General features: G+C 52.0%; 17 protein-coding genes. 11 read left to right on the top strand and 6 right to left on the bottom strand.

The features are described 5' to 3' along the window. Positions 1–57: 57 nt before the first annotated feature. The 3 genes from ACR0EO_RS15670 to ACR0EO_RS15660 all read right to left on the bottom strand — a co-directional run bounded on the left by ACR0EO_RS15670 (position 58) and on the right by ACR0EO_RS15660 (position 2,635). Positions 58–714, bottom strand: a complete 657-nt coding sequence (locus tag ACR0EO_RS15670) for a metallophosphoesterase (protein ID WP_480691748.1) — start codon at positions 712–714, stop codon at positions 58–60. A 189-nt stretch (positions 715–903) separates the two neighbouring features. Then, positions 904–1,425 (bottom strand): hypothetical protein, encoded by a 522-nt coding sequence (locus tag ACR0EO_RS15665; protein ID WP_480691438.1) that lies wholly within the window; start codon positions 1,423–1,425, stop codon positions 904–906. A gap of 613 nt (positions 1,426–2,038) precedes the next feature. Then, on the bottom strand, positions 2,039–2,635 hold the full coding sequence (locus ACR0EO_RS15660) for a TetR/AcrR family transcriptional regulator (RefSeq protein ID WP_480691437.1): 597 nt from the start codon (positions 2,633–2,635) through the stop codon (positions 2,039–2,041). Between the two features lie 146 nt (positions 2,636–2,781). Here ACR0EO_RS15660 and ACR0EO_RS15655 point away from each other — a divergent pair, with 146 nt between their 5' ends. The 3 genes from ACR0EO_RS15655 (at position 2,782) to ACR0EO_RS15645 (ending at position 5,612) form a co-directional block, all read left to right on the top strand. After that, positions 2,782–3,357 (top strand): nuclear transport factor 2 family protein, encoded by a 576-nt coding sequence (locus ACR0EO_RS15655; protein ID WP_480691436.1) that lies wholly within the window; start codon positions 2,782–2,784, stop codon positions 3,355–3,357. A gap of 393 nt (positions 3,358–3,750) precedes the next feature. Further along, a complete protein-coding gene (locus ACR0EO_RS15650) occupies positions 3,751–4,962 on the top strand; it encodes a GTP-binding protein (protein WP_480691435.1) in 1,212 nt (403 codons plus the stop codon). After that, on the top strand, positions 4,959–5,612 hold the full coding sequence (locus ACR0EO_RS15645; protein WP_480691434.1) for a DUF1826 domain-containing protein: 654 nt from the start codon (positions 4,959–4,961) through the stop codon (positions 5,610–5,612). The genes ACR0EO_RS15650 and ACR0EO_RS15645 overlap by 4 nt, the downstream gene beginning before the upstream one ends. A 269-nt stretch (positions 5,613–5,881) precedes the next feature. Here the strand turns inward: ACR0EO_RS15645 and ACR0EO_RS15640 are convergent, their stop codons facing one another. Continuing rightward, the gene (locus tag ACR0EO_RS15640; RefSeq protein WP_480691433.1) at positions 5,882–6,469 is read right to left on the bottom strand and encodes a TetR/AcrR family transcriptional regulator; all 588 of its coding nucleotides are present in this window, start codon (positions 6,467–6,469) and stop codon (positions 5,882–5,884) included. 243 nt (positions 6,470–6,712) lie between these two features. Here ACR0EO_RS15640 and ACR0EO_RS15635 point away from each other — a divergent pair, with 243 nt between their 5' ends. Then, the gene (locus tag ACR0EO_RS15635) at positions 6,713–7,651 is read left to right on the top strand and encodes an alpha/beta hydrolase (protein WP_480691432.1); all 939 of its coding nucleotides are present in this window, start codon (positions 6,713–6,715) and stop codon (positions 7,649–7,651) included. 209 nt (positions 7,652–7,860) lie between these two features. Here ACR0EO_RS15635 and ACR0EO_RS15630 read toward each other — a convergent pair whose 3' ends face one another. Next, on the bottom strand, positions 7,861–9,114 hold the full coding sequence (locus tag ACR0EO_RS15630; RefSeq protein ID WP_480691431.1) for a hypothetical protein: 1,254 nt from the start codon (positions 9,112–9,114) through the stop codon (positions 7,861–7,863). A 174-nt stretch (positions 9,115–9,288) separates the two neighbouring features. On the opposite strand from ACR0EO_RS15630, the gene ACR0EO_RS15625 reads away from it, so the two are divergent. Genes ACR0EO_RS15625 through ACR0EO_RS15615 form a run of 3 tightly spaced genes read left to right on the top strand, consistent with a single transcriptional unit; the run spans position 9,289 to position 11,990 of the window. Next, on the top strand, positions 9,289–9,522 hold the full coding sequence (locus ACR0EO_RS15625; RefSeq protein WP_480691430.1) for a hypothetical protein: 234 nt from the start codon (positions 9,289–9,291) through the stop codon (positions 9,520–9,522). 10 nt (positions 9,523–9,532) lie between these two features. Further along, complete coding sequence (gene gntH, locus ACR0EO_RS15620) at positions 9,533–11,005, top strand: guanitoxin biosynthesis MBL fold metallo-hydrolase GntH (protein WP_480691429.1); 1,473 nt, start codon at positions 9,533–9,535, stop codon at positions 11,003–11,005. Positions 11,006–11,009: 4 nt separating this feature from the next. Then, positions 11,010–11,990: a CobW family GTP-binding protein gene (locus ACR0EO_RS15615; protein WP_480691428.1), complete on the top strand. Its 981-nt coding sequence runs from the start codon at positions 11,010–11,012 to the stop codon at positions 11,988–11,990. 255 nt (positions 11,991–12,245) lie between these two features. Here the strand turns inward: ACR0EO_RS15615 and ACR0EO_RS15610 are convergent, their stop codons facing one another. Further along, positions 12,246–12,647 carry a VOC family protein gene (locus tag ACR0EO_RS15610; RefSeq protein WP_480691427.1) on the bottom strand — a complete coding sequence of 134 codons (402 nt, stop codon included), beginning with the start codon at positions 12,645–12,647 and terminating at the stop codon, positions 12,246–12,248. A 292-nt stretch (positions 12,648–12,939) separates the two neighbouring features. Between ACR0EO_RS15610 and ACR0EO_RS15605 the strand changes: the two genes are divergently transcribed. From ACR0EO_RS15605 to ACR0EO_RS15590, 4 genes are all read left to right on the top strand, one after another. Then, positions 12,940–13,197, top strand: coding sequence for a YjhX family toxin (locus ACR0EO_RS15605; RefSeq protein ID WP_480691426.1), 258 nt, complete (start codon positions 12,940–12,942; stop codon positions 13,195–13,197). 9 nt (positions 13,198–13,206) lie between these two features. Next, entirely contained in the window at positions 13,207–13,725 is a 519-nt protein-coding gene (locus tag ACR0EO_RS15600; RefSeq protein WP_480691425.1) for a GNAT family N-acetyltransferase, read from the top strand. A 58-nt stretch (positions 13,726–13,783) separates the two neighbouring features. Next, positions 13,784–14,248, top strand: coding sequence for a GNAT family N-acetyltransferase (locus ACR0EO_RS15595; protein WP_480691424.1), 465 nt, complete (start codon positions 13,784–13,786; stop codon positions 14,246–14,248). A 206-nt stretch (positions 14,249–14,454) separates the two neighbouring features. Continuing rightward, the gene (locus ACR0EO_RS15590) at positions 14,455–15,024 is read left to right on the top strand and encodes a CHAP domain-containing protein (RefSeq protein ID WP_480691423.1); all 570 of its coding nucleotides are present in this window, start codon (positions 14,455–14,457) and stop codon (positions 15,022–15,024) included. Positions 15,025–15,288 lie beyond the last annotated feature (264 nt).

Genomic DNA, 15,288 nt, shown 5'->3' with positions numbered 1-15,288 from the left:
TTACAAGACATTGTCCGGAAACATCGAAAAAATAGCTTTTTTACCGGCGTTTGTTTGCTAAGGGCGCGCGGTCACAAACCTCGGTTCCGACCCATCAAGACAAACAGCGCTTAAAACTCCGGTCGCAAATGCGCCTGTGTCTATAGCGATACGCCCCCGACTTGCGTTTGCCTGACTGACGATAGTGTGGCCATGCACAACCCAAACGCCGTCCCGCCGATCAATAGATTGAAAGTCTTGATGCCCCCAGATCAGCGTTTTGTCAGTTTGTTGATCCGCCGCCGCTTGGGGATCTGCGCCAGCATGAGTGATCAGAATATTGCCTGACTGAAGTGACGTGCGGAGGCCCCCAAGCCACCGGCACAATTGTTCTCCCATTGCGTCCTTCAGACTGTCACGACAGTCCTTCAGCTCGGGTGCAGTCATTTCAGGCCGAGCGCCGCGGACGCCGAAAGAAGCAAGCGTTTGCAGCCCTCCGTAACGCAACCATCGTGCCCCTTGTTCTTCTGGGTTCTTCAGAAAGCGCAGTAGCATTTCCTCATGATTGCCCATGAGGCAGGTCAGTTCCAAGCGTTCACTCACCAACTTCAAAACATCTGCGCTGTATTCGCCCCGATCAACGTAGTCACCGACCAGGACAACCCGATGACCACTTGGCGTTTGTTGCAGAAGTTTCTCTAGCTGGACCAAGCACCCATGCACGTCTCCTATCACGAACAAAGGCGTGGCAGGCGAAGGTAGAGGAAACGTTGCACGCCTTCCAAAACGACGAAGAAAGGAAGATAGCAAGGTACTCGAATCTCCTGCCTGAATTGCTGAAACGGGCCGCAGCGTGTCCTACAGCCCATTTTCGCACGAACATATGGCAGATACCTACCCCATCCGGTAGGTTCAAGACCGCGCTCAAGCAGTTCTACATGCTGGAACGCCTAATCTGATGAGTTCGGCGCCCTTGATTTTGTATACGCCGTTAATGCGATTGCGCCCCTTTTCCATAAACCATGATTTGAGGGGTTCGGGATAATAGTCAGCCATGACTTTGCTGAAGTAGTCGAAATCCTCTTTGGCCAGGCGACGCCCGCTCCGGGACGGGCCATGGAATCCAAACGTTGTTTTGGGCTCAACACAGGTGCCAGGCAAACCCAGATACATTGTGCAGGTCGAAAAACATACACGGCCGCGAATTTCCACCTGAACGCCGTTGCGCTGCAAGTTTTCGATTTCGATTAAACGGTCATGCAGATAGCCACCCCGGTCGTTACCGACGACATATTGGAGGCTGCTGTCAGCGAGGGTTGCTGTGCCACCAAAAGGTACGAGAAACCCCGTGAGTATAAGTAAGATCACAAATTGATACGCGCGATGAGCGCTACAAAGGCTTTGTGTTGGAATCGGTGCTTTGCGAAATTTGGTAATTGCCAGCATATGTCAGTCTCCAGTTCCAAAATCGGTCTGGATCAGAACTACGGAGAGGCAGTGCCCCACCTATGCGCAACGCACGGCGAAATTGTGCCTTAAATCAAAGATTTAACACGGTATTGAATCAATTTTTTTTGGTTCGGATACAGCATGCGTCTCAGAGCTACATGCTGTGATATCCATTATTCAGATAACGGACCAATTTTGCGTTTCGTCAAAAGGTCCCGCCACTGTCATCGCTCGATCTTCGGTCTCTGCGTGCCTCAAAAGTTGCGCAGCGTTCCAAACGCGAAGTGGTCTTAACAAGAACTTTTTTCTATCAGAAATCAGGTCGTTTTGCAAAAATCGACCACTTTGCGAGAGCTGTATGGCGAACCAAAACCGGAATGGTTGTGTTCCTGGATTTATCTGACAACTGTGCATTTTGTGAAGATGACTTGGCTTGCGGATTCAGAATTCACCTGTGCCGTTTCTTGCCCAAACCCTTTCAAACGAGCCTCTCCGCTTCCTCTCGGCGAGACTACTTTGGCCGGGGCAAGAAAACAGATCCAAAGTTCACAACCTACCTTTTTTAAGCAATTCAGCCAGCCATTCGATCCTTACAGATTGTCCGTCCCAGTCACTTTTTGCAGCTCGTGGAATAGTGGGACAGGAACATGTCCAAGCAGTCCGACATGATACCGTCCGTATCTTGCTTGGCTCCGAACATGAATTCGGGAGCGTAAAAGAACTCTCTAATAAGGCTGTGTAATTGCCGTGAGGCATACTGAGGGTCTGCAGCGCGAATGGCGCCAGCTTGCATTGCTTCCGAAATCAATCCGGTTATCGGATTTTGGAACTTGGCAACTTCTGCGACGTAGGCTTTGGACCGTTCTGGGTCGATCAGCATTTCTGCGGTCACCATCCGTGTAATGGCAATGGTTTCCGGTTCAGTCAGCTTTTCGACATAGTTGGTGATAAGCTCTTCGAGCTGTGTTTTCAGATCGCGCTCTGGATCGAAGGGCACATAGCCAATAGCCCCTTTTTTCTTGATCATCGCTTCCGAGATCTCCTGGAACAGAGCCTCTTTGCTGTCAAAGTGGTTGTACAGAGTACGACTCGAAACTCCCGCCTTGCTTGCGATCCGCGTCGTCTTAGCCCCTCGGAACCCGTATTCCTGGAATTCCTGAACGGCTGCTTCAAGAATATTTTTTCTTTTTTTATCAGTTAGCTTCACGTCATTTCCTTCATCGTAATCGTCAATATGTAAATTAGCTGTTTACATTTTACGATCTAATCCAATAAGTAAACGAAGTGTTTACATTTGTCCATCGGCGCAAACGAAGACCGCGCCACTACCAGCACACAGAAAGGAAAACAGTCATGGGTTTGAGATCTGCCCTTTGTACCGCCGCACTTGTGCTTTCGGTCGCACCAGCTTTTGCACAAGGAGATAATTCGTTGGTCAACAAAACGCTCGGAAGCCCCATCACCGCAGAAAACCTTGTTGATGTTCTCGAGATCCAACGCACCGCCACCAATCTTACGCTCAGCGTCGACACCCAACAATGGGACGTCACAGCTGACCTGTTGGATGGAGATATCGAAACCACGATCGGCGAGCCCGTGAATGGCGCGCCAGTGGTTAAGCCGAAAGAAGAAATCCTGACACGTTGGAAAGGCTTCTATGAGACGGCAGAGAAGCTGGTCATTCACCATGTGACTTCGAACGATCGCGTTTTCTTTGAGGATGCCGACACAGCTACGGTTTTCAGCAAAGGTGTTATCGTGCTTGAGAATACGCCTGCTGGTGAATTTGCTGACGATGGTGGCACACTGAGAGGCTATCGCTGGGTGGACTATGAAATTGGCGTGCACAGAACAGATGCCGGTTGGAAAGTGCACAAGGTCAACGTCACATACCTTGTTCAGGAATTTGCCTCGCTTCCGCCCACCTAAACCAGATCTCAATCGTGATAGCAGCGCACAGCTTTGGTCGGTTGTACGCTGCCACCAACTCTCAAATCTGTGGCGTCAACCGGCCTTCCATTTCGCGAAACACGCTCTTCCGCCCGTGTAACAGCAGGCTGCTCCGCTACGAAGGGCTTCTGACAGCCCAAAGCGATAAACCTGCACACGCTGAATTTCTTACAAATCCGAGAAAGGGGTTAAGGCCAAGTGTCGCCTAACCCTTAACGTGATCTGGGCGGCGCCCAAAACTTCATCCCAAAACGCGCCTTGTTATACTTTATGTAATAACGTAACAAATTAAATTGTATTCAAGATACAGGGATTCAGACCTCACACCCGCGTGACGGTCCGGCTGACCCTTCCAGATGAGGATTTCGATCTATGATAGACACCCGCCTTCCAGTTACCGTGCTGTCCGGCTTTCTAGGAGCAGGTAAAACGACACTTCTGAACCGTGTGCTGAACAATCGTGACGGGCGTCGGGTCGCTGTCATTGTAAACGACATGTCCGAAGTGAACATCGATGCCGATCTTGTGCGCGCAGACACCGAACTATCCAGAACAGACGAAACCCTTGTGGAAATGTCGAACGGTTGCATCTGTTGTACGCTTCGCGACGATCTATTGGATGAAGTCAGGCGTTTGGCGGCCGAGGACCGGTTCGACTACCTGCTGATTGAATCAACCGGTATTTCCGAGCCTCTACCTGTTGCTGCCACATTCGACTTTCGAGACGCGGAAGGAAACAGCCTGTCAGATGTATCGCGGCTGGATACCATGGTGACAGTTGTCGATGCCGTAAACCTGCTCAAGGACTATTCCAGCCACGACTTTCTGCGCGACCGGGGCGAGGTGCTAGGAGAAGAGGACGAGCGCACCCTAGTCCACCTGCTTACAGACCAGATCGAGTTTGCTGACGTCGTGATTTTGAACAAGGTCTCCGATGCCGGACCAGATCAAGTGGATGCTGCGCGCAAAATAATCCGAAGCCTGAATGCGGATGCGCAGATCATCGAAACCGACCACTCCGAGGTACCCGCGGATGCAATTCTGGATACCGGTCTATTTGATTTCGAGAAAGCACATGAACACCCAATGTGGGCCAAAGAGCTTTATGGGTTTGCGGACCATGTTCCCGAAACCGAAGAATATGGCGTAACAAGCTACGTCTACCGCGCTCGGCAGCCTTTCGTGCCCGAGAAAATTCTGACTGTGCTCAACGGTGAATTGCCCGGTGTGATCCGTGCCAAGGGGCATTTCTGGATTGCCACACGCCCGGATTGGGTTGCCGAATTTTCACTTGCAGGCGCTTTGTCCTCGGTCAAACCCCTTGGCACATGGTGGGCCACTGTCCCAGAAGACCGGCGCCCTGATCATGAGAGCGCTCGGGCTTACATGGAGGCACATTGGCAAGAGCCTTGGGGCGATCGGCGCCAGGAAATCGTGTTTATCGGGAGCGGCATCGATTGGCCAGCCTTAAAGGCCCGGCTGGACGCAGCCCTGCTTCCCGCGCTTGTCGCGGGTCGGCCCGAGGATCTACCAGAAATGCCCGATCCCTTCCCAATGTGGCGCCGCGCCGAGGCGGCAGCATGATTCATACTCGCGAAGCCATCAAGGACGCGGCGATCGGTGTAGGAGTTGCAGAAAGCCCAAAGGGTCTTTCAGCTATCCATCACCCGGGTTGTGCCGCCGTGGTCTGGCGCCGAAACCCCTTGCAACAGTTCCAGTCATGGATCGACGGGTTGCCACCAGAGAACCTGCCCAAAGCGCGATTGATACTGCGTCCAGAAATGGTTCGACGGGCGGTTGCCGAAACATGTGAAGCGTCCGGAACTCCAAAAGGCGCCGAATGTAATCGCTTGGTTGAGGACATAGCCGCACTGTCGGATATCTTCGCAGATGTAATGGACGCAAAGTGGCTGCGCCTTCGTCTGGACATCGTGACCACGAATGCCTGTCGCAGGTTCCACATTGATGCCGTCACTGCGCGTCTCGTTTGCACGTATCGCGGCACAGGTACGCAGTATGGCATCTCAACCGACGGGGCTGAACCAAGCCGCGTTTTCACAGTTCCTACGGCGTCTCCTATATTGCTGCGAGGAACGCGCTGGCCCGAAGAGCCGAAGTCGGGTCTCTTGCACCGTTCACCACCGATTGAAGGTTCAGGCGAAACAAGACTGTTGCTTGTCCTTGATCCGGTCGTCGACCCTGAGAGTGAATTCGACCAAGTGCTGGTACACTGACTTAAGAAATGATCGCCACGTTGAAATTGGTGTGGCGATCATTTATCTTAGGAACGTGCAGCTCCTCTGTTTTCATTTAGCCGCCTTGCGTGAAAAGACTGCCATTCGCCTTAGTTACGACAATGCCAGCTTTTGGTTTGCGGTCAAAAGCAGTCGTTATGGCCGGTAACAAGAACTGTAGAGCTCGGCAAAACACCCGTCCTCAGTAAGGCCGTTTAAGTGCCGGAGACTCCTATCCTAGCCGGATCGGCACGCGGCTAAATGCTTTGCTAATCCTGTTTGTAGTACGCCATGAACATCCCAACACACTCGTCCATAACCTCCTTTGGAATAGAGCTTTCGCCTTTAAAGAACTCTGGCCAAAAGAAGTAGTTTTTGACAAGCGCCAGAAGTTGACTGGTCGCGAAAATGGGATCCGCTTTACGTAGGACGCCTGCTTCCATTGCCTCCGCAATCAATCTGGTCATCGGATAATCATGCGTCGCAGACTCGGAAAAGAACTTACGAGAGCGATCCAGATCGCGGATCAGCTCAGACAGGACCATGCGATTTAGCCCAATAGCCGTTTCGTCCGTGATGACCTGAATGTAACGCCACAAGGCGTCCTCCAATTGCTCAACGAAATCGCGTTCCGGGTCGTAGGGCACCGATTCCATGAGCCAATTTCGTTCGATCATGATCTCAGAAATCGCTTCGAACAGGGCCTCCTTACTCTCAAAGTGATTGTAGAGCGTGCGACTCGATACGTTCGCTTTTTTGGCAATAGAAGTTGTCGTTGCCCCGAGAAAGCCCTGCTCACGGAACTCATCGATGGCAGCTTCGATGATATCTTTTCTTTTCTTTTCAGTGCGCTTCACGATTTTAACCCTAAAAGTAAAGGGATCTATTTACAAACGATACCCAACACCCTAAGTAAACACTGCGATGTACTTTTGCAAGGCAAGTTGCCGACCACCCCGAGAAAGCGGAGCCTCATCATGATTAGACTGTCACGGCGCGACGTCCTCCAAACTGCCTCCTTCGCTTCGTTGCTGTCCCTCACGGGCTGGGGAGCAAATGCCAAACAAACCACACAACCCTCTATCGAAGGACTTTCAGATATGGCCCTCACTGCTGGCAAAAACCAAGTAACTTTCAAATCCTTTGGCGTGGATTTGGCTGGCGACCTTTACCTTCCCGAAGGTTTTGATGCGTCCAAGAAATATAAGGCTATCGTTGGCGCCAGCCCATTCCCGCAGGTGAAAGACCAAATTCCGGCGACTTACGGCCCGGAAATGGCCGATCGCGGTTTCATCTATCTGGGTTTCGACTATCTGGGCATGGGTGATTCCCCGGCGCTTCCCGGTGAGTTCATGAAGTCCCGCTACATGTTCCGCCTAATCGAAAACACTTGGGATGCGGTTTCCTATCTGGGCACCTTGCCCTTCGTCGAAGAAATCCATGGCCTGGGCGTTTGCCAAGGTGGTTCGATCATCGCAGCGGCCGCTGTGACCGACCACCGGATCAAGAAAATCGCTCTGGTGTCAGGCATGATGGCATCGGATGCGTTCCTGTGGACGGATCTAAACGGAGCGCACCAGATGATCGAGGGCGCAAACGCTTCGAAGCAGAAGATGTATGAAACCGGCGAACCGATCTATGTTGATACGTTCGGCCTGGATGACGATATCTCCCGCGAAGATTTCATCAAAGCGTCTCCGATTCCAACGATGGCTGAGCAAAGCTATGACTATTATGGCCGCACCGGGGCCAAAGGGCCGGTTGCGGTTCCGAACTTCTCGAACATGCATATCGCCGACCAGGCGATGCAATCCTCGTTTGCACTCGCTGAGCATTACGCCGACAAAATTGTTCAGCCCACGCTGACCATTTACAGCAGTTCGGCCTTCACTGCGATCTGTTCGACCGCATTCGTCGAGAAACTGACAAACGACCACAAAGAGTTGGCTTTTGACGAATTCAACCATGTGGATTTCTACTACAAGCCCGAGGCTGTCAAAGCTTCTACCGATGCTGTAGCTGAGTTCTTCAACGCCTAAACTTTTAGGTAGAGGTCATCGTTTGACCTCTACCTTCACCCACCAAGAATGCGTAGATCGCACCTTATGGGCCGTTTACGAGCGCTTGGGAAACTGCATAGCGAAAGCCCCCGACCAGCCGTTCAAGCTCAGCGCAAGTTTTCAGCACTGAGTATGCTCCACCCCACCGAAACTTGTTACTCTTTTGGCAATTCTCTGGGCGCGCTTCGTCAGTACCTGCTGAGCACTTCAATTATCATGTCCCGCGTTGTTCCGTCGTTTTGAAAAATCCTGTCGGCAAGAAACTCAGAGGGAAACTCGGGCCACGTCTTTCGCATTTCGGAAATGAGTTTTTGTGCTTCCTCAGAATTTCCCAGCTGATCTTGCGCAACGGCTTGGAACAATAACGAAGGAGCGCTGACAGGCGCACCGGCGGCGGGCGCTCCCTGAAAAGCGTCGACCACATTTTCGTAGTTCCCGAGCATGAGCTGGGAGACACCCCAGATATTTCTCGCGCCAAATCGGCCAGATCCCGTTCTGGATCTCTCAGGGTCGCTGACTTCGGCGGCGAGTTCGGGCGCGTTGGCAACAATGGCCGTAATTCCAACGAGGTCCAAAATATGTCCATCCAAAGGCGCAAGTTCTTTCGACATTCGCGCGTATTTCAAAGCCTTGTCTGGCTGGTCCCAAACGGCCGATACCCAACCGCTTGCAGCATTGGCCCACGCGTCTGTTGGCGATAGGTCAAGCGCTATTCCCGACATTTCCGAAGCTTGAGCAAAGAAAACATCTCTTTGCTGTTCGTCCGGCTGCAACATGGCCAGAGTCGCCAAGACCTGCGCCGACCCCGCATAACCGTCAGCCAAAGCTGGGTCCAACTCTGTGGCATGCTGAAACATTCCCAACGCCATTTGCTGACGTTTGACATCAAAAACGGGGAAAAACATTCCACGGGCTTGGTCCGCGAGGTTAGCCGCCTGCAAACTGGACAACGAATGCTCACCAAGTGCTGCTCGTCTCGCCTGCTCTGATGATTGATCCGTCGGCTGGGGCTCAGTGTTTTGCCGAACCAACCAAAATCCAAACACTATGACGACAGCTAGGGCACCCAACCCAGCAAACAGCAGGGGTCGCAAAGGCGTCGTAGGATGTCCGCGCTTTTTCACCTCTGAGGAGTTATCTTCAGGCGTTGTTTCGTATGAAAACCGGGGTTTGTATCCGCCAGAATCGACAAAGATGCGAATGCCCTCACCGTCCCAATGGTTTTCGTAGAACTCACGCAGCAATCGGCGCAGCCGCCTGGCTTCAACACGAACGAGATTTTGGCCGCCAGTGCCGTCTATGCGTCGCCCGTACACTTCGACAGCGATTGCTTTGCCTCGTATTTGGGCACCGCGACCTGCGAGAGTTTCCTCGACGATGTAGGTGAGAAACTGCTGGAGGCGGGGCGAAGCCTGAAACTCGCTGCTCGACACAATGCGCATGAGAGCTTCTCGGACAAGATCCGGAGACGGCTGCCCACTATGTTGATCTGTCGGTAAATCATTGGCTTTGTTCAAGACAAACTCACCCCCAACTCACGGTGACTCACTTGGTCTCTGCGGTCAACCACACTCATCTTGATGTGAGAATAGATAGTGGGAACCGGGATTTATCCAGTGACGGTAGACCTGAGTGAAGAAATTCCAGAGCTTTTCGACGTGCTTACCAAGCACTCCAAAGCGGATGCGTTGTTCATTGAGGTCGTAGAAGACCTAAAGAAAGTTTCTGCGCTTTTGGAAGATTTATCAATCCCTGCCTCAGAGCGCGCGGAATGGACCCACATCAGATCAGAACTTGTGAACGAGCTTCGCCGGATGGTGAAGCGCAATCCCCGCAGCATTTCAGATTGAGGGCATAGCTATGACAACAAAAGACAACGGCAAAGATCTCGAGAACGAACAGAACCAGCACCCCGATGAGATCGAAAACCCTTCCCGGCGGCACGTCATGCAGGGTCTGGCTGCGGGAGCGGTCGCAACAGGTGCGGTAAGTTATGGTTCAAGTGAGGCGCAAGCGCATCCTGGCAGCGGTCCGCTAGGTGAAAACCTTAAGAACCCATATGGCGGCAGACCTGCCGGAGGCATTACTTTACCTGAGTATTTCCGGCCTACGAAATACATGACCGGATCGAACGCAAACTACTTTCCGCTTTCCGAAGATCTCGGGCCTGATGAAATGCGGATTTCATTTTGCGGATCCACCCCATTTCCACCGCGTGAAGATCAGGCTGGCACCTGTGTAATGGTAGAGTTGGGCAACGGAAAACGGTTCTTCTTTGACTTTGGATCAGGCTGCGTTCGCAACATCATTGGGATGCAAGTTCCAGCCCAATTGATCAATGATATCTTCATTACGCACCTTCATGTCGATCACTACGCCGACATTCCTTACATTTATCCTTTCAGAGCTTGGTCCGGAGGCTACACTCCGTTGCGCATACACGGACCCTCCGGTCGCACCCCTGACCTTGGGACGGCGGGTATGGTCAAAGGGATGCAGCAGATGCTCAAATGGCACCTTGAGGCCTTTGATGTGTTCCCAATCGGGGACGGTTACGAAATTGAGGTCAACGAATTCGATTTCCGTCAGGAAGGCGGCATCGTTTACGAAGAAGATGGGGTCGTAGTTCGGTCATGGCCTCGAAGCCACGCCAAAGACGGCGCTGTCGGATATCGGCTCGATTGGAACGGTTTGAGTTTCGTTTGGACCGGTGATGGTCGTCCCGATGAACTGAGCCTTGAATACGGAAAAGGCGTCGATGTGTTTGTAACAGAGATGTCTGGTCAGGATATCGGCCAGCTCATGACGTACAAATACGGTCTGCCGCAAGAGTTGTTTAACTATACAATCGATACGCACCATACGTCACATTATGCGGTTGGTAAGATGATGGCCGAAGCACGCCCGCGGCTTGCGATGGTGACCCACTATACACAAGACGAAGATATCGATGCTGAAATGCTGGCGGGAATACGTGCTCATTATGATGGGCTGTTCGCCTGGGGTTTGGATGTAGCTGTCGTCAACGTCACGAAGGATGCGATCTGGTATCGAAAGGCGACGCTTCCCGGGAAATCTGGCTCGGTCGCTCCGTTCCGCGAGCTGGGCAAGATGGAGGCAGAAGGGAAGATCACCTTGCCGGATGAAATCAAGCCCCCCGCACCGCGATCCTCACGTGCTGAACAGCAAGACCAAAAATACCGCGATATGGAAATCGACCCCAAGGAATACTATCCGGCTGATGTCTTCCGCGCCCCTGACCCTGAGTGGCCTAGCGATTTCGTAATCAAAACCGACGACGTCATCCCGAACCGAAAAAAGAAATCGGAGTGATAGAATGATCGAATTTGGTTCGACCTCTGCGGTCCCCGTCACGATCCTTACCGGCTTTCTCGGAGCCGGTAAGACGACACTATTGAACCGTATCCTTACCGGAAATCACGGTTTGCGGGTCGCTGTATTGGTCAACGACTTTGGATCAATCAACGTCGACGCCGACCTCGTAGTCGGCCTCGAGGATGATGTGATGAGTTTGGCGAATGGGTGCGTTTGTTGCTCAATCCGAGATGACCTGATCGAAACGGTTGAGGCCGTTCTCGCTCGCCCTGAAAGACCAGAATACATCATCCTTGAAGCCAGCGGCGTATCAGACCCGTCTTCAATCGCGATGACGTTCACAGATCAAAAGTTCCGAGACATGATCCGCTTGGATAGCCTCATGTGCCTGGTCGATGCAGAACAACTGTTTGCCGCGCCGGAACAAATGGAATTGAAGCTCCGCCAAATTGCATTTTCTGACATGGTTATTCTGAACAAGGTTGACCTTGTCGATAGAGCTACAGTTCAGAAGGTGCATGATTGGCTTGGGTCGCGCTTCCGTCGGTATCGGCTGGTTGAGGCCGTAAATGCTGATGTCCCGTTAGACATATTGCTTTCCGTCGGTCGTTTTGCCGCCGAACAACTTGAACCAGAAAGGGTCAGGCATCATGAGCATGGGCCAGACTGCGGTTGTCAGCACACGGACCATTCGGACAGCTTTTCAACGACAATGATGAAAGCTGAACAGCCGATAAATCTATCCTCGCTCCGGAGCGCAATTCGGAAGCTTCCGGGCGACGTCTATCGCCTCAAGGGTTTTGTCTTTAGTCAGGAGGACCCGGACCATCGAATAGTTGTTCAGGTCGTAGGAAAACGCATGGACATTGCACGAGATGGTCCATGGGGAGATCGCAAGCCCGAAACAAAGCTGGTAGCGATTGGTGCGCCGGGAACCCTTTCAGAACACGCACTTTCCGATACGCTATTAAGAACAGCCTAACGACAGAACCGGTAGAGCTCGGCTCTTGGCGTCGCAATGACGCCGAAAGGGCGCCGCCGAATGCGAATGCAGATGATATACAAGGCCAACAAACACTTTGTTGTTTAGGTGCACGCTCAAAAAAGGTTCATAAATTGAGTTTGGCAGACCGTTTGATCGGCGGTTCGAAGATACAACTGATAGCGCTCAAACGACTGATACCAAATGTTTCGGAAGAATGGCTTTTACCTGGCTTTGAGTAGATACTCTTGAGCCTCATGCAGGGGCGTCATCTTTCATTTGGATCAGCTGAATGAGGTTTCCGCATGTGTCATCCAAAACGGCCATGTGAACCGCCCCCGCATCTACTGGCTCGGTTACGAAATCCACACCCAAGTCTCTCAACCTCCTCCACTCTGCACCAAGGTCCTGGACCAGAAAGGAGTGTGCTGCGATGCCATCTGCAAATAAGGCCTGTTTGTAAGGGCTCACCGCAGGATGGTCACTTGGTTCGAGCAGCAATTCTGTACCTTCAGTGTCTTCCTTGGAAACAACTGTTAACCAACGATTTTTTCCCAAACTGATATTGTTCTTCACCTTGAACCCGAGAACCTCGGTATAGAACTTCTCTGCTTTATCTTGGTCATCGACGAAGACGCTAGTTACGTAGATTTTCATGGCTAGAATCCACTTAGTCTGTATCTGGCAAGCTAGGATGCAGCAATGATAGGTTCTTTGCTGCCGCTGAACGAGGGCTGTTTTGTGGAAGCTTGACACAAGAGGAGCGGCTCACTAAGTCAACTGACGCGAGAGGCAACCCGCCTCATGCAACGGAGATTTTATGAAAGAGACCCGGGCCTAACGCCCGTTCCTGGCGACCCGAATTCAGGAACACAAACAATGAAAGGCACACTCACGCGCGACGCTGAGTGAACCTGTCTTTGTGCTTTCGTAAGATCGAGACATCCCAATGAATATATCAAAGCACGAGCAACGTGTTTTGCACGAACTCGCCCTGGGCGGGTCAATCCATCATGAGCGCCTGGATAATGGAAAGATCCAGGGCGTCACTTGTTATACGCGCGACGGATATATCCTCGCTGACTGCACCTTGGACGTTTTCAAGCGCCTTCTGAAGCGCCGTTTCATTCGTTCGAAAAACGGTAGCCCCTACCGCGCATCCGCGTTGGGGATCAAATCCGTGCGTGCACAAATGAACCAAAGGTAGGAAAGAACAATGGACCAAGCAGAAATCGAAGCCATAGCGCATGTTCACCGACTAGCGTTTGACGAAGAAGGGCCCGAAGTTGAGCAGCTTGCCCTAGGCTTTTTGGCGCTTTCAGAAACAGTTTCAATCAGTGTCCGGCGCGACGGAAGAATCGTGGGCAACGTGTTGTTCACACCGTTTGTGTTTCAGGAACATCCAAAGGCCAAGTGCTTCCTATTGGCCCCGTGTGGTGTTTCACCTGACCACCAAGGGAAGGGTGTTGGCAGGGAACTTATGGAAAAGGGCCTAGAGCATCTGACTTCTATGAATGTCGACGCCGTGTTTGTGTTGGGTGTACCCAGTTTTTACCCGAGGTATGGGTTTGTTCCATCAGACAAACAAACTCCCTATCCCGAACTTTTGACGCTCCCCCAGTCGTGGATGGGGTGTGAATTGAAGCCTGGGTCGGCAAAAGTTCTGGGCGGTAAGACGACTGCTGTCGCGCCAATCATGCAGCCGGAGTTTTGGGACACATCCGCATATGGCTGAATTCCTGTGCACTGCCCAAACCCCCTCGACAAATAACTGAATTAGAATGTGAGCACCGATGAACACACCGACAGTTAGACAAACAATAAAACAGGACATTCCGGCGTTGAAAGTAGTGCTGGATCAAACTCAACTCTTCCCCAGTGAACTGTTGCCCGACATGTTAAGACCCTCGCTCGACCAAAAGGGCGAGTCGATATGGCTGACCTGTCATCAGGAAGGTACCGCGGTTGGGTTTTGTTATGCAGGGCCAGAGGAGCTGGCGAACGGAACGTGGAACATGCTTGCCCTCGCCATTCGGCCCGATTTTCAAGGACAGAGTCTGGGATCGGCTTTGGTCGAAACCTTGGAGCAATTGCTAAGGAATATGGGGCAACGACTGTTGATTGTGGATACGTCAGGAACTGACGAGTTTGAACTTACACGCAAGTTCTATTCTAGAAACGGCTACGAAGAAGAGGCGCGGATCCGCGATTTCTGGTCTGCCGGGGATGACAAAGTTATCTTTCGAAAGGCCTTGTAGACAGCTCTGCCTTTCGCCGACCAATCGGCGGAGGGCACCACAGGCGGACCAGTGGCGGTTCCAGTTTAGTTTCCTAAGAATTCCGCGTCTTCCAAAACAACTGATGGGCAATTTGGAGTGTAATGAACGGCGAAATTCTGCCGGGTCATTGGCAAGACTCTTCCCAACGCCTATCGGATCACCGTAGAACCGCAGGAGTTTTCGATATGGCAAAAAACTTCGTGCAGATCAGCGCCTACAGAACGACTAAGCCACGCTTGATTGGTATCGCCCGAACTGCGGTCGCATTAGGGTTCATAAATCTCATTTCAGCCTGCGCCCAGAGCCCAAGCGAGGCCGATCTGAATCCAGAACGTCAATTAATGGCATTGCGAGAGGTCGCAAAAAAGCAGGCTCGCGGACAAAGAGTGTGGTGCGTTCCCTACGCACGAAACCTCAGCGGTATCCAAATTCGGGGCAACGCGAAGGACTGGTGGGGCAAGGCACACAATATTTTTGAGCGAGGCAATGAACCAGTTGTTGGCTCGGTCATGTCCTTTCGAGCAACCCGAGGTATGCCCCTTGGGCATGTGGCGGTTGTGTCCGATGTTGTCACAGACCGGGAAGTTATTGTGAACCACGCCAATTGGCACCGTAACAAGGTGTCGTTGAAAATGAGCGTCAAGGACGTATCCAAACGCAATGATTGGACGCTGGTCCGAGTTGAAAGCCAGCCTGGTCATTACGGCAGTTTCTATCCGGTGAACGGGTTCATTTACCCGAAAGTTGTCGAGTAACCCAATTCGGTTTCTCTTTTGCATCTGACGCAATAGAGCAGATTCTTCTGAGGGAGAATTTTGTCGTTTCGTTCCCGTGTGCAAACGTTCGCTTTACAAGAATGAACTTTGATGTCGTGTTGCGTGCCTGTAAAAGCAAGGCGTAAATTTGAATGCCGGGCGAAGACGCCCTAAACGCAAAAAGCGCCCCTTGGGGCGCTAAGTGTTTGATTATTTGACGCTGGTTGCGGGAGTAGGATTTGAACCTACGACCTTCAGGTTATG

It is taken from the genome of Ruegeria sp. BE9 (genome assembly GCF_056538765.1).
The sequence above is the reverse complement of the archived record's forward strand: the minus strand, read 5'-3'. Positions and strand labels throughout refer to the sequence as shown.